This window comes from Rhizobium sp. CF080 (genome assembly GCF_000282095.2).
GTDB lineage: Bacteria > Pseudomonadota > Alphaproteobacteria > Rhizobiales > Rhizobiaceae > Neorhizobium.
Genome location: NZ_AKKC02000008.1, coordinates 435640 through 449270 on the forward strand (window position 1 = coordinate 435640; position 13631 = coordinate 449270).

Sequence of the window (13631 nt, forward strand, 5' to 3'; positions counted from 1 at the left end):
TCGGCGCGGGCTTTTGTCTATGCGTCGACGATCAGGCAGCGCGAACCAGCTGTTCTGCCTGACGCAGCGCCGAGATCACGCGGTTCTGGCCGCGCACGAGCTGGGTCTTGGCGAAACCGAGCTTTTTGGGGCCGAGCTTGTCGAGGTCGGCTGCCGTCGAGATGGCGGGCAGTTCCGGGATCGGCAAGGCCGGGTCGTGGCGGAAGCGCTGCTCGCGGGTGTAATTGAGCGGCACCAGCATGCGGGCGAGCCTCTGGATCACGTGGTTGGCGGCCTTCGGCTCGATCTTGCCGCTGTCGATCCCGGCGTAGAATGCGGCGAGTGCTTCGGCCAAGGACTCGACCGCCTTGCGGCTCGGCGAAAGGTCGAAGCGGTGGCCGGCCTTCTTCTGGTAGGTGTCGACCGTGTGGAGGAACTCGCGTGCCGTCGCGCGCCAATCGAAGGGCAGGATTTTTGCATTGGCATTGCGCAGCACGGCGAGCAGATAGACCTTGATGTCGCGCAACATGATGTCCTTGTCGGCGATCTCGAGCGTATCGTTTTCGGTGTGCCAGGCGATGTTGGCGCCGCAGCCGCCGACCGTGTAATAGCCCTTTTCCTCGCGGTCCCGTTCCGTCATGGTCGAGGACAGCATCAGGTAGCTCGAAAGACCGATATTGTTGAAGGAATAGTCGCCGGCGCGGTGCGGGCGTTCGGCTTCGGCTTTCTTGCCGGCCACTTCCTCGATGACATCGGAGAGGAAGGCTTCCGTCTCGGTCATCATGCAGAGATTGATGAATTCGGTCGCCCAGCGGCAGCCGGGGCTGTCGCAATTGACCGAGGCGACGCAGTTTTCGTCGAGGTCGAGCGCGAAATTGTCGGAGAACCAGGTGGAGCCGGCATAACGTCCGGTCGAGTGGCCTGGCCACCAGCAAATGCGGATCGAGCGCTTCAGCTTGTCGCGGTTGGCCCAGAGAACGCGGGCGATTTCGAGCATCGTTGCATCACCGGTCGCGTTGTCGCCGACGCCGACATCCCAGCTGTCGAGATGGCCGTGCAGGAAGACGTATTTGTCGGGTTCCTCAGTGCCCTTGATGAAGACTTCCGGCAGCTTCGATTTGAACCAGCCCTCTTCCATGTCCGCAAAGACGGTGACTTCCGTGCCGGTCTTGGCAAGCTCGATCAGCGCATCGCCGCTCTCGCGGTTGACGGCAACGGCCGGGATCGACGGCTTGCGCGGCAGGTCGTCGAGATCGGGCGTGCCCCAGACGGTGGTGCAGGTGCCCCAATGGATGTCGACGCCGGGGTTGATGGCGATGACGCCGACGGCGCCAAGCTCGGTGAACTGCGAAACGAGACCCGGATTGGCGAAACCTTCCGAGAGAACCACCTTGCCGCGGACCCGGGCGGCGAGTTCGCCGGTGCCGTCGACGGTCTTTTCGAACATGGTCGAGATCGCCTTCGGCTGAAGGCTGGCGATATAGACGATCTCGCCCTTCACGCCCTTCGATGCATCCAGCGAATAGGAGGGCGGTTTGGCGCGGAAGGTCTTATCCCCCGCTTCGACACGGGCGAGCCCCGGCAGGCTGAGGAAAAGGTCGGCCTCGTGCATCTTGACCTCGACACCGTGCTTGGCGAGCCGGGCCGCGACCTCGTCCATGGCGCGGTTCACATCGGTCGGATGTTCGCGCTTGTAGGTCGCAAAGCTCTCCACCAGAGCCCAGGGTTCATCCAGCTTCACCGCTCCCAGAACGGCAGATTCGATCTCGTTCATATCCGGTACTCCCCAATTTGTTTTATCTAGTGAAACACTGTTTCGCAAAACATGAAAACGCTAACAGAGGTTTGGGGACCCCGCAAGCGGCTTCGAAGGGCTAGAAATCGCACTGACGAAAATGGGCGCCAGGGCGCCCGCTAATTTCCGGATGATTGGAGATCGGCTTGAGCGAGCCTCAAGCCCTTGATTTCACGAGGCCGTTTTCGCCGGGGCCGTGGATCGAAAGGCGCTCGGATATTTCGGCCGCGGCGTCGAGGGCAGCCCTCAAATGGCTTTCGCGGCGCTCCTCGTCGAAGCGGGCGACAGCGCCGGCGACCGAGATCGAGGCGATGATGGTGCCGTCGGCGCCGGTGATCGGGGCGGCGACGGAGAAGGCGCCTTCATCGAGATCGTTGAGCACGATATTGTAGCCGTTGGCGCGGATGCGTTCGAGCGCCTGGCGCAGTTTCGCCCGGTCGGTGATCGTGTAGGGCGTGAAGGCTTCGAGCGGCTGGGAGAGTGCCGCATCGATGACCGACGGATCCGCGTAAGCCAGCAGAAGCAGCGAGCCTCCACCCGCATGCAACGGGCCATTGCGTCCGGCCTGGGCAAAAAGCCGGATCGAATGGCGGCCGGCGCGGGTTGCCAGAACATAGGTCTTCAGGCCCTCCCGCACGACAAGGTTGACGTTCTCGGATGTCTGGTCGCGGAGCGCATCCATGACGGGCCGGGCGGCGTAAAGCAGGGCGCCGTCCTTGCCGAGGCGCTCGCCGAGCACGCCAATGCGGTAGCCGAGCGCGAATTCGGCGCGTTCCGGATCGCGCGATACAAAGCCGCGTTCTTCCAGGGTGTGGAGCAGCCGGAAGACCAGCGATTTGGTCATCCCCAGCGATTTTGCAAGCGAGGTCACGCCCTGGTCCGGGCGATCGGCAAGCGCTTCGAGAAGGGCGAGCGCCCGGTCCACTGCCGCGATCTTGTAGTCTTTTGGTTCGCTCATCGGATGGTCTCCTCCGGCATCTGATTTGGATTGCTTGAAGCTTCTTGCAATCTTCTTGGAATATGTTTTACTCGCTCTCAATGCGAAACGATGTTTCACACAATAAAACATTGAGAGCCGGGTTGCAAACCCTTCGAAGGCACTCTTGGAGAATTCTGTGGATTGAGCATCGGTTTTGAATGCGCGGGAAACGTGTTCGACGGCCGATTTCGGATTTGCGATGCGGAGGGAGAAAACCCTTTGCCAACAAGAGAATAGTCAAGCTATTCAGAGGAGAACGACCATGAAGTCCGTTTTGAGAAGTGCATTCGCAGCTCTTGTGGTGACGGCCGTCGCTCTGCCCGCCTGGGCCGGCGATCCGATCCGCAAGATCACCATCCTGTCCCGCCCGCAGGCCGGCCAGCAGGCGGAATTCCAGTCCGTCCAGCTGATTGCCCAGGAATGGCGCAAGCTCGGCCTCGATGTCGAAGTCCGGGCGATCCCCTGGGAACAGATGTCCGACGAAGTCTGGTACAAGCGCGACCAGTGGGACTCGACCGCTTGGCAGATGGTCGGCCGCCCCGAGCGTTCCGATCCGGACGAGCTCGTCTTCAACCTTTTCCATTCCTCGACCGCCAAGGACGGCTACAATTTCGCCGGCTATATCAACAAGGATTACGACGCGACCGCCGAAGCTCAGCGCGGCGAGATCGATCCGGCCAAGCGCAAGGCGCTGGTCTTCAAGGCTCAGGAGATCCTGTCGAAAGATCAGCCCTACATGATGCTGGTGCATCCGAAATCGACCTTCGCTTTCGACAAGACAGTCTGGAAGCCGGAATCGGTCGTCAACCAGAGCGGCATCGGCATCCGCAACACCTGGACCTTCCTCGGCATCGAGCCGGCGGGTCCTAAGAAGGACCTGATCATCAACTCGTCCGACAATATCAAGGCGATCAACCCGCTCTATATCTCGGGCAGCGTCGACAGCTGGATCACCGAACTCGTCTGGGACCGCCTGCTGCGCGTCGGTCCGGATGGCCTGCCGAAGGCATGGGCCGCCGAGAGCTTCACCTGGAAGGACGGCACCACGGTCGACGTGAAGCTGAAGTCCGGCATGAAGTGGCATGACGGCAAGCCGGTCACGCCTGAGGACGTCAAGTTCTCGTTCGAAGCGGCGGTTAGCGGCGAAGCCCCGATGTACAAGCCCTTCGCGACGAATATCGATGCGATCACCATCAACGGCGATGTCATCACCTTCAAGCTGAAGAAGCCGGCCGCCTCCTTCGTTACGTCAAGCCTTGCCAAGGTCAACCTGATCCCGAAGCATATCTGGGAGCCGATCCTCAAGGATCTGGCCACCAAGCCGGAGACTGCGGAAAGCTATCAGGAGCAGATGCCGATCGGCTCCGGTCCGTACAAGTTCACCAGCTGGGCCAAGAACGAGTCCGTCACGCTTGCCGCCAACAAGGACCACTTCGCCGCGCCGAAGGTCGATCGCTGGATCCTGCGTATCGTGCCGAACGCGGAAGCGGCACTCGGCATGCTGCGCTCGGGTGAAATCAACTTCATGGGCGAGTTCACCGGCGATCCGCAGGTGCTCATCGATGCCGCCAAGAAGGACGGCGACCTGGAAGTGGTTTCCACCGTCGACATGGGCTTCCGCTACATCGCCTTCAACGAACGCCGTCCGCCCTTCAACGACCCGGCCTTCCGTCGTGCGCTTTCCGAAGCGGTCGACCGCCAGTTGATCGTCAAGGCCGCCTATCGCGGTTTCGCGGTCGCCTCGAACTCCATCGTCTCTCCGGCGCTGGAATACTGGCATGACAAGTCGGTCGTCGACAGCTTCAAGGCCGGACAGGCCATTGCCGCCAAGACCCTGAAGGATGCCGGCTATACCCTGGACGGTGGCAAGCTTCGCTATCCGGGCGACACCAAGGAAACCGTCGCCGCCAAGTAATCCTCACGGAGGCGGCGGGCTGTCGCGACGCCGCCTCCCATTTTTGCCTGACGCTTGACATCGGCAGCCTCGCCTTTCCTCCCAAATGGGGCGCCGAGCCAAGAGAAGGAATCTTTTCAGATGAAGAATTTCAAGGCTGTGGGCGGCAGGTTGCTGCAGCTCGCTCTTGTTTTATGGGCGGTGGTGACCATCCTGTTTCTGATGTTCCGGCTGATGCCGGGCAATCCGATGGCCGCCTATATCGACCCGACCTTTACGCTCGAGCAGCAGCAGCAGCTGATGGCCCAGTTCGGCCTCGACAAGCCGTTGTGGCATCAATACCTGATCTATCTTGGCAACCTTCTGCAGGGCGAGCTCGGCCAGAGTTTTCGCTATCGGGAACCGGTCGGACAGCGGATCTGGATCCTGTTGCCGAACACGCTGATCCTCACCTTTTCTTCGCTGATCGTCGCCTATGTCTTCGGCATTCTCGCCGGCGCCTATCTCGCCTGGCGCCGCGGAAGCTGGGTGGAGCAGGCGGCCATTCCGCTGGTGCTCACCACCCGCGCCATGCCGGAATTCTGGCTCGGCATGGTGATGCTGGCGATCTTCTCGTTTTCGCTCGGCTGGCTGCCGGCCGGTGGCACGCGCGCTCCGGGCAACGAATATTCCGGCTTCCTCGACCTCTACACCTCGCGCGACTTCCTCGCCCATCTGGCGCTGCCGGCGGCGACGCTGGCGATCTACAGCCAGGGCCTGCCGCTTCTCCTGATGCGCTCCAACATGCTCGACGTGATGAAGGAGGACTTCGTCACCATGGCCCGCATCAAGGGCCTGTCGAACTGGACGGTGGTGGTGCGCCACGCGGCCCGCAACGCGCTGCTGCCGGTGATGACCTCGTTCGCTATTGCCGTCGGCTATCAGCTGCAGGGCAATGTCGTGGTGGAATCGGTGTTCTCCTGGCCGGGCCTCGGCCGCGAGCTGGTGAACGCTGTCGCCGCTTCCGACTATCCGTTGGCGCAGGGCGCATTCCTGATGATCGCGCTCGTGGTGATCTTCATGAATCTGCTTGCCGACCTGCTCTATGCCTTCCTCGATCCAAGGATTTCCCATGCCTGAGATCGCCGCACCCGCCATCATCAAGCCGAGACGTCCCAATATTATCGCCCGGATGTTTCGCGCGCTGAGACTTCCGATGAACGACCCGTTCGCGGTCGCCGGTCTTCTCATCTATCTGGTGTTCATCGTCGTTGCGGTGTTTGCCGATCAGATCGCCACGCATGACCCGACCGAAATCCTCTACACGCCAGCCTACGATCTCGCGGCGGACCTCCGGCCGGGGCAGGACGGTTTCATCATGGGAACCACCAGCCTCGGCCGGGATATCTTCTCGCAGCTTGTTTACGGCAGCCGCTCGGCGCTGCTGATCGGCATCACTGCCGCGTTCATGGTGGCGCTGATCGGCTCGGTCATCGGTCTCGTCGCCGGTTATTTCGGGCGCTGGGTGGATGCCATCCTGATGCGGCTTGCCGATATCGCCTTCGGCATTCCCTTCCTGCCCTTCGTCATCGTGCTTGCCGCCTTCCTGCGGCCGTCGATCTGGAACGTGGTCATCGCCATGGCGCTGGTCCTGTGGCGTGATACGGCCCGCGTCATCCGCAGCCAGGTGCTGACGCTTCGGACCCGCGGTTATGTCGAGGCGGCGCGGGTGGCGGGGTCTTCCGACTTCAAGATCATCCTGCGCCATATCGCGCCGAATATCCTGCCGCTCTCCTTCCTCTACGGATCGATCGCGATCGGCTGGGCGATCCTGACCGAGGCGTCGATCAGCTTCCTCGGTTTCGGCGATCCGGATTCGATCAGCTGGGGCTACATGCTGCAGGATGCGTTCGCCAGCCAGGCGCTCGCCAAGCAGGCCTATTACTGGTTCGTGCCGCCGGGCATCTGCATCATCCTCGTCGTCAGCGCGGGCTTCTTCATTACCCGCGGTTATGAAAACATCCTCTTCCCGAAGTTGAGCCGATGAGCGAACCTCTTCTCTCCGTTCGAGACCCCCTTCTTTCAGTGAAGGATCTGCGGGTCAGCTATCAGGTGGGGCGCAATTTCGTCCACGCCGTGGATGGCGCAAGCTTCGACATTCCGCGCGGCTCGATCACTGGCCTCGTCGGCGAATCCGGCTGCGGCAAGACGACCGTCGCCCGGGCGCTGACGCGGGTGATTGCCGAAAATGCCGCTATTACCGGCGGACAGATCCTGTTCGACGGCAAGGATCTCGCAAAGATCCCCGAAAAGGAGATGAATGCGCTGCGCTGGCGCGATATCGCCTTCATTCCCCAGAGCGCGATGAACTCGCTCGATCCGGTCTACACGGTGGAATACCAGCTCGACGAAGTGCTACGTCGCCGCGGTGGCCTGAGCCGCAAACAGTCCCGTGCCCGTTCCGAAGAACTGTTCGAGATGGTCGGCATCGATGCGAACCGCCTGAACGATTATCCGCACCAGTTCTCCGGCGGCATGCGCCAGCGTGTCGCGATCGCGCTGGCCCTCGCGCTCGATCCGAAGCTGATCATCGCGGACGAACCGGTGACGGCGCTCGACGTCATCGTGCAGCGGCAGATCCTCGACCAGCTCAAGGAATTGCAGACGCGCCTTGGCGTTTCGGTCATCCTCGTCACCCACGATATTTCGGTCGTCGCCTATATCTGCGACCGCACCGTCGTCATGTATGCGGGCAAGGTGGCCGAATCCGGCACGATGCAGGCGGCGCTCACCGCGCCGTCGCATCCCTATACGATGGGCCTGCGCAACGCCTTTCCCGATCTGCAGGGGGCCGCTTCCGGCATCCTGACGCCGATCGAGGGTGCGCCGCCCAACCTTGCTTCGCCGCCTGCCGGCTGCCGGTTCAAGCCGCGCTGTCCTTTCGCGCTCGACATCTGCGGCACCGAGCCGCCGGTCATCGAGGTTGCGCCGGATCATCCGGTGCTCTGCCACCGTGCCCATGAGAGTGCTGCCTTGCGTATCGAATCCGCCAAGACGGAGACATGGATGGCCCCGGCATGAACATGATCACCAAAAAGCCGGATGTTCTGGTCTCCGTTTTCGATGCCAAGCTGCATTATGCCGTCGGCGGGGCGTTCGCGGCGATGCGCGGCAAGTCGACGGTGGTGAAAGCGGTCGATGGTGTCAGCTTCGATATCCGGCGCGGTGAAAGCGTCGGACTGCTCGGCGAATCCGGCTGCGGCAAGACCTCGATGGGCCGGCTGCTGCTGAAGCTCGAGGAAAAGACCGGCGGCACGATCCATTTCGATGGCGAGGAGGTCGGCGCGGTGCGCGGCAGCAGGCTGAAGAAGTTCCGCTCCAAGGCGCAGCTGATCTTCCAGAACCCTTTCGACGCGATCAATCCGCGCTTCACCATCCGCCAGACGCTGGCCGAGCCGCTGGAAAATGCCGACATTCCGAAGCGCGAGCGCGAGGGCCGGATCATCACAGCGCTCGAACTGGTGAAGCTGCCCGAGCCGGCGCAGTTCCTCGACCGTTATCCGCATCACCTTTCCGGCGGCCAGCTGCAGCGCGTCGTGATGGCGCGGGCGCTGATCCTGCAGCCGGAATTCGTGGTGGCCGATGAGCCGGTCTCGATGCTCGACGTCTCGGTGCGCGCCGGCGTGCTCAACGTTTTCCGCGACGTGCGCGACCGGCTGGGCCTCACCGCCATCTATATCAGCCACGATCTGGCGCTGGTTCGCTACGTCTGCGAGCGGACGATCGTCATGTATCTCGGCCGGATCATGGAGGACGGGCCGACCGAGGATATCGTCCGCGAACCGCTGCATCCCTATACCAAGGCGCTCGTCGCCGCCGTTCCGGTGCCGAACCCGGACCAGAGCCATGATCCGCTGCCGATCGGCCGCGGCGCGCCGGACCCGCGCAATCCACCTTCCGGCTGCGTCTTTCGCGACCGCTGTCCGGCAGCCCATGCGCGCTGTGCGGCCGAAATACCGCAGCCGAAACCGGTCGGCACCCGCACCGTCGCCTGCCATCTGTACTGATTGGAGTTATCGATGCTCGCCGCTTCCTACACACGCACCGGTCTTGCCGCGGAGGTTCTATCTGTGGCTGAGATGGTTGCACCGGTCGCCGCTCCCGGCGAGGTGCTGGTGCGCGTGCATGCGTCCGGCATCAATCCTGCCGACGTGAAACGCCGCGGCGGCTGGCGCGGCATGGGCATGGACCACCCGCTGATCATCCCGCATACGGATGGTGCCGGCGAGATCGTCGGCGTGGGGTCGGGCGTGGACCGGGGCCGTATCGGCGAACGGGTCTGGATGTGGAATGCCCAGGGCGGTTATGGAGAGGCGGGCCGCGCCTTCGGCACCGCCGCCGAATTCATCGCCATTGCCTCCCATCAGGCCGTGAAGCTTGCCGATAGCCTGAGTTTCGCCGATGGCGCCAATCTCGGCGTGCCGGCGATGACCGCCTATCGTGCGGTCTTCGCGGATGGGCCGGTGACCGGCCAGATGATATTCGTGAACGGCGCGGCCGGTGCGGTTGGGCATTTTGCAGTGCAGATGGCGGTTGCCGGCGGAGCGCGGGTGATTGGCACTGTCAGCACTGTGGAGGCTGCGGTGCATGTGAAGGAAGCCGGTGCCTTCGCAACAATCGACCGCAAGACGGAAGACGTATCGGCCCGTATCCTTGAACTGACCAACGGAGAAGGTGTCGACCGCGTCGTAGAGGTCGATTTCGGGGCAAACCTGGAACTCGACGCGGCCGTACTCAAACGCAACGGCACTGTCGCCTCCTATTCGTCGAGCAGCAATCCGACGCCTGTGCTTCCCTACTACGCCTTCGCAGCCAAAGGCGCCAACCTGCGCTTCATCCAGGGTTTCCTGATCCCGGAGGATCAGCGGCTGGCGGGTGAAAGGATGATCGCCGAGCTTGCCGATGCCGGCAGGTTCAAGGTCGCCATCGGCGCGACATTTCCCCTTCACGATATCGCCAAGGCCCATGAGCGCGTCGAGCGCGGCGGTCTCGGCAATGTCGTCGTTCTGATCGGAGGTGCCTAATGAGCACCCGATCGATCCATTCCACAGCATCCAACGAGGATTCCAAGATGTACAATCCCAAGGAAAGCGAAAGCACGCCCGCCAGGGCGGTAAAACCGGAAGGGTCCGTCTGCGATCCCGTTTCGCTCGAAATCATCCGTGGCGCGATCGCCGCTGCTCAATCGGAAATGGAGGCTCTTCTCGAGCGCACTGCCATCTCCGCCTTCATCCGCGAAAAGAAAGACTTTTATACCGCATTGTTCGATGGCGAAGGCGTGATGGCGGTAGGCTCGATGGTGCCGGTGTTCGGCGACATGACCGGCCCGGTGTTCGACAAGTTCCCGGCCGATACGATGAAGCCCGGCGATCTCTACTGGTACAATGACTGCTACGGCTCGCGCGGCGCCGTTTCCCATTCCAACGATCAGGTCCTGCTGGCGCCGGTGTTCAAGGACGGCAAGCGATGCGCCTTCGTGATGAGCTGGGCGCATTTCGCCGATATCGGCGGCATGCGGCCGGGATCGATCAGTCCGGACGCGACCGACATCTATCAGGAAGGCATCATCATTCCGGTCACCAAGCTGATGGACCAGGGCGTCACCAACGAGGCGACACTTGATATCTTCCACCGCAATTCGCGCTTTCCCGAACAGAGCATCGGCGACATGCGGGCGCTGATGGCGAGCGTTGACGTCGGCGTGAAGCGCATCGGCGAAATCCTCGATCGCTTCGGCTCCGATGTCGTCGAGGATGCGCTGGCGCAGCTGCTGACCCGCACCCGCAAGCTGGTGCGCTCCAAGCTCGCCGAGACCTTCGATTATGGCACGCACAAATTCACCGATGCGATCGACAGCGATGGCCATGGCAACGGCCCGTTCAAGATGCGCCTCTCGCTGACGCGCGAAAAGCTGGCGAATGGCGAGGACAAGTTCACCTTCGATGCCACCGAATCCGATGATCAGGCGCCCGGTCCGATCAATTTCCTGATGAACCGCGGCGTGCCGGGCATGGCGCTCGGGCTCTTCTATCTCGGTGGCGATCCGGGCCAGGTCTGCAATGCCGGCGGCCCGCAGGCGCTGGATGCGGTGAACCTGCGCCAGGGATCCTTCCTGCAGCCGAACTTCCCCGCGGCACTCGGCATGCGCGGCCTGACCATGATGCGTGTTCTGTCGGCTCTGAACGGTCTCGTCAACACGGCGGGCGGCAAGGCGCCGGCCTCCAACTCGGCCTATGTCATCACCATCATGCGCGGCAACTACAAGGACGACGCGGGCGAGCTGAAGCGCTTCCTGCTCGCCGACGGCATCGGGGTCGGTTACGGCGCGCGGCCCGATTCGGACGGAATCGACGCGGTCTATTTCGTGGCGCAGGAGAACTATCCTGTCGAGTTCCTTGAGGTCGGTTATCCGGTGCGCCTGCGCACTTACGGTATTGTCAAGGATAGCGGTGGCGCCGGCCAGTTCCGCGGCGGCTGCGGCATCATCCGCGAATACGAGATCCTCGCCGAGGACATGATGCTGGCCGTGCGTATCGACAGCGTCAAGAACCCGCCCTGGGGCATCAAAGGCGGCATGGGCGGCGGCACCGGCCGCGTCACCATCAATCCTGGACGGCCCGACCAGCGTCTCGTTCCGCCGCTTTCGGACGGCAACAGGCTCGTCAAGGGTGATGTACTGCGCATGGAGACCGGCGGGGGCGGGGGCTATGGCCATCCGTTCGACCGCGATCTCGATGCGATTCTCGAAGACGTGCTCGGCGGTTTCGTCAGCGCCGAATCCGCAGAGCGCCTCTATGGCGTTGTCGTGAAGGGCACCAAGGTCGATCAGGCGGCTACGGCCGCACTTCGCGCCAACCGCCCCGCCACCCGTGCATTCCATCGTCAGGAGTATGTCGATGTCCTCGCCTGAGACCTTTATCGATACGTCCCTTTCCGTTGCAGTCGATATCGGCGGCACCTTCACCGACGTCGCCCTTCTCGACCGCGCCACCGGCAAGGTCTGGCGGGCAAAGACGCCGAGCGTGCCCTCCGATCCTTCGGAAGCCTTCCTCAACGGCATTCGCCTGGCGCTCACCGACGCCGGCCGCGAGGCTTCCTCGCTCGGCCAGGTCCTGCACGGCACGACTGTCGCGACCAACATGATCCTGGAAGACAAGGGCGCTCGCACGGCGCTGGTTACCACCAAGGGTTTTCGCCATGTGCTGAACATCGGCCGCCAGGATATCCCCCGCAAGGCGAACCTTTACACCTGGGTGAAGCCGGAGCGGCCGGTGCCGGCCTCGCGCATCGTCGAGATCGACGAACGCATCGCCGCCGGCGGTGCGGTTCTGGATGCGCTGGACGAGGACAGCGTGCGGATTGCGGCCGAAGCGATCCGCGGCATGGATGTGGAGGCAGTTGCCGTCTGCCTGCTGCATGCGTTCGCCAATCCGATCCACGAGAAGCGTGCGGCGGAAATCCTGCGTGAGGAACTGCCGCATCTCGCCGTCACCACCTCGACCGACGTGCTGCCCGTGGTGCGCGAATTCGAACGGACGCTGACGACCGTCCTCAATGCCACCGTCATGCCGGGCGTCACCACCTATGTGGGCCGGCTCGAAAAGCGGCTGGAGGACGAGAAGGTCGCGGCTCCGCTGCTGTTGATGCAGTCGAACGGCGGTGTCGCCGGTGCGGCGACCATTCGCCAGGCTCCGGCGCTGACGGCGCTGTCCGGTCCTGCCGCCGGGGTGGTCGGTGCGCGGTCGGTTGCCGCTGCCTGCGGCATCAAGGATATCATCACCGTCGATATCGGCGGCACCAGCGCGGATATCTGCCTGATCAAGGATGGCAAGATTGGCCTCACCCAGCACGGCAAGGTCGGCGAATGGCCGCTGCCGCTGCCGATGGTCGACATGGTGACGATCGGTGCCGGTGGCGGTTCGATCGCCAAGGTGGCGGACGGCACGCTGACCGTCGGTCCGCAGAGCGCCGGTGCCCGTCCGGGCCCGGCCGCCTATGGTCATGGCGGCGAGAACCCGACGGTGACCGACGCCCATGTCGTACTTGGCCATCTGCCGGCCCGACTTCTCGGCGGCCGCATGGCGCTGGATGTCGAAGCTGCCCGCAAGGCGGTCGACGGCAAGGTGGCGGCGCCGCTCGGTCTTTCGACGGCGACGGCAGCGCGCGGCATCCTGGCGATCGTCGACAACCATATGGTTGGGGCGGTGCGCGTCGTCTCGGTCGAACGCGGCCATGATCCGCGCGACTTCACGCTTGTGCCGTTCGGCGGCGCTGGTCCGCTGCATGGCTGCGCGCTTGCCGAACTGCTCGGCATTTCCCGCGTCATGATCGCGCCGGCTCCCGGCATCCTCTGCGCCGACGGCCTGCTGGCCGCCGACCTCAAGGCCGAGTTCAGCCGCACGTTGCCGAAAGCCGGTGCGGTGGATGTAGTGATGGCCAACGGCATCATCGCCGAGCTCAAGACCCAGGCATCCGCCTGGTTCGACATGGAAGGCGTTGCCGAAAAGGATCGCCGTATCGCGACCGTCGCGCTGCTGCGCTATCACGGCCAGGGCGGCGAGCTTGCCGTCACCTGGGGCGAGACCCGCGAGGCTGTCGAGGCTGCGTTTGCCGCCGAGCACAAGGCGCTCTACGGTTTTGTGCTGGAAGCGGCGATCGAACTGGTGACCCTGCGCGTCGAGGCCGCCGGCATGACGGTCGAACCGCCGCCGGCCATTCTGGAGAAGGGCTCCGATGTCACCCCGTTCGACCATGTGCCGGTGCATTTCGAAAGCGGCGTGGCGAGCGTTCCGGTTGTCGACCGCTCGACGCTCGGTGCCGGCGCTACCTTCCAAGGTCCGATGATCCTCACCCAGCTCGACACGACGACATTGGTCTCACCCGGCTGGACCGGCACGGTACACGGCTCCGGTGCCGTTCTTCTCACCCGCAAGCAGGATGCGTGA

The 13631-nt window shown here is 63.3% G+C and carries 10 protein-coding genes; 8 read left to right on the top strand and 2 right to left on the bottom strand.

What is annotated here, in order from left to right:
• Positions 1-31: 31 nt before the first annotated feature.
• Together PMI07_RS19160 and PMI07_RS19165 are read right to left on the bottom strand one after the other, a co-directional pair.
• Positions 32-1753, bottom strand: coding sequence for a M28 family peptidase (locus PMI07_RS19160; RefSeq protein ID WP_007752018.1), 1722 nt, complete (start codon positions 1751-1753; stop codon positions 32-34).
• Positions 1754-1931: 178 nt separating this feature from the next.
• Positions 1932-2732, bottom strand: a complete 801-nt coding sequence (locus tag PMI07_RS19165; RefSeq protein WP_007752020.1) for an IclR family transcriptional regulator — start codon at positions 2730-2732, stop codon at positions 1932-1934.
• A 283-nt stretch (positions 2733-3015) separates the two neighbouring features.
• Here PMI07_RS19165 and PMI07_RS19170 point away from each other — a divergent pair, with 283 nt between their 5' ends.
• From PMI07_RS19170 to PMI07_RS19205, 8 genes are all read left to right on the top strand, one after another.
• On the top strand, positions 3016-4668 hold the full coding sequence (locus tag PMI07_RS19170) for an ABC transporter substrate-binding protein (protein ID WP_007752023.1): 1653 nt from the start codon (positions 3016-3018) through the stop codon (positions 4666-4668).
• A 120-nt stretch (positions 4669-4788) separates the two neighbouring features.
• Positions 4789-5766 carry an ABC transporter permease gene (locus tag PMI07_RS19175; RefSeq protein WP_007752025.1) on the top strand — a complete coding sequence of 326 codons (978 nt, stop codon included), beginning with the start codon at positions 4789-4791 and terminating at the stop codon, positions 5764-5766.
• The gene (locus PMI07_RS19180; RefSeq protein ID WP_024163937.1) at positions 5759-6673 is read left to right on the top strand and encodes an ABC transporter permease; all 915 of its coding nucleotides are present in this window, start codon (positions 5759-5761) and stop codon (positions 6671-6673) included. The genes PMI07_RS19175 and PMI07_RS19180 overlap by 8 nt, the downstream gene beginning before the upstream one ends.
• The gene (locus PMI07_RS19185; RefSeq protein ID WP_024163938.1) at positions 6670-7707 is read left to right on the top strand and encodes an ABC transporter ATP-binding protein; all 1038 of its coding nucleotides are present in this window, start codon (positions 6670-6672) and stop codon (positions 7705-7707) included. The genes PMI07_RS19180 and PMI07_RS19185 overlap by 4 nt, the downstream gene beginning before the upstream one ends.
• Positions 7704-8693 carry an oligopeptide/dipeptide ABC transporter ATP-binding protein gene (locus tag PMI07_RS19190; RefSeq protein ID WP_007772077.1) on the top strand — a complete coding sequence of 330 codons (990 nt, stop codon included), beginning with the start codon at positions 7704-7706 and terminating at the stop codon, positions 8691-8693. Before PMI07_RS19185 ends, PMI07_RS19190 begins: the two co-directional genes overlap by 4 nt.
• Before the next feature lie 12 nt (positions 8694-8705).
• Positions 8706-9710 carry an NADPH:quinone reductase gene (locus PMI07_RS19195; RefSeq protein WP_024163939.1) on the top strand — a complete coding sequence of 335 codons (1005 nt, stop codon included), beginning with the start codon at positions 8706-8708 and terminating at the stop codon, positions 9708-9710.
• On the top strand, positions 9710-11596 hold the full coding sequence (locus tag PMI07_RS19200; RefSeq protein ID WP_007769641.1) for a hydantoinase B/oxoprolinase family protein: 1887 nt from the start codon (positions 9710-9712) through the stop codon (positions 11594-11596). Before PMI07_RS19195 ends, PMI07_RS19200 begins: the two co-directional genes overlap by 1 nt.
• A complete protein-coding gene (locus PMI07_RS19205; RefSeq protein WP_024163940.1) occupies positions 11583-13631 on the top strand; it encodes a hydantoinase/oxoprolinase family protein in 2049 nt (682 codons plus the stop codon). Before PMI07_RS19200 ends, PMI07_RS19205 begins: the two co-directional genes overlap by 14 nt.

Excerpts from the sequence above, each read along its gene's own strand:
- PMI07_RS19175 (WP_007752025.1), top strand. The coding sequence starts at position 4,789 with ATGAAGAATTTCAAGGCTGTGGGCGGCAGGTTGCTGCAGCTCGCTCTT.
- PMI07_RS19190 (WP_007772077.1), top strand. The coding sequence starts at position 7,704 with ATGAACATGATCACCAAAAAGCCGGATGTTCTGGTCTCCGTTTTCGAT.
- PMI07_RS19180 (WP_024163937.1), top strand. The coding sequence starts at position 5,759 with ATGCCTGAGATCGCCGCACCCGCCATCATCAAGCCGAGACGTCCCAAT.
- PMI07_RS19200 (WP_007769641.1), top strand. The coding sequence starts at position 9,710 with ATGAGCACCCGATCGATCCATTCCACAGCATCCAACGAGGATTCCAAG.
- PMI07_RS19185 (WP_024163938.1), top strand. The coding sequence starts at position 6,670 with ATGAGCGAACCTCTTCTCTCCGTTCGAGACCCCCTTCTTTCAGTGAAG.
- PMI07_RS19160 (WP_007752018.1), bottom strand. The coding sequence starts at position 1,753 with ATGAACGAGATCGAATCTGCCGTTCTGGGAGCGGTGAAGCTGGATGAA.
- PMI07_RS19170 (WP_007752023.1), top strand. The coding sequence starts at position 3,016 with ATGAAGTCCGTTTTGAGAAGTGCATTCGCAGCTCTTGTGGTGACGGCC.
- PMI07_RS19205 (WP_024163940.1), top strand. The coding sequence starts at position 11,583 with ATGTCCTCGCCTGAGACCTTTATCGATACGTCCCTTTCCGTTGCAGTC.
- PMI07_RS19165 (WP_007752020.1), bottom strand. The coding sequence starts at position 2,732 with ATGAGCGAACCAAAAGACTACAAGATCGCGGCAGTGGACCGGGCGCTC.
- PMI07_RS19195 (WP_024163939.1), top strand. The coding sequence starts at position 8,706 with ATGCTCGCCGCTTCCTACACACGCACCGGTCTTGCCGCGGAGGTTCTA.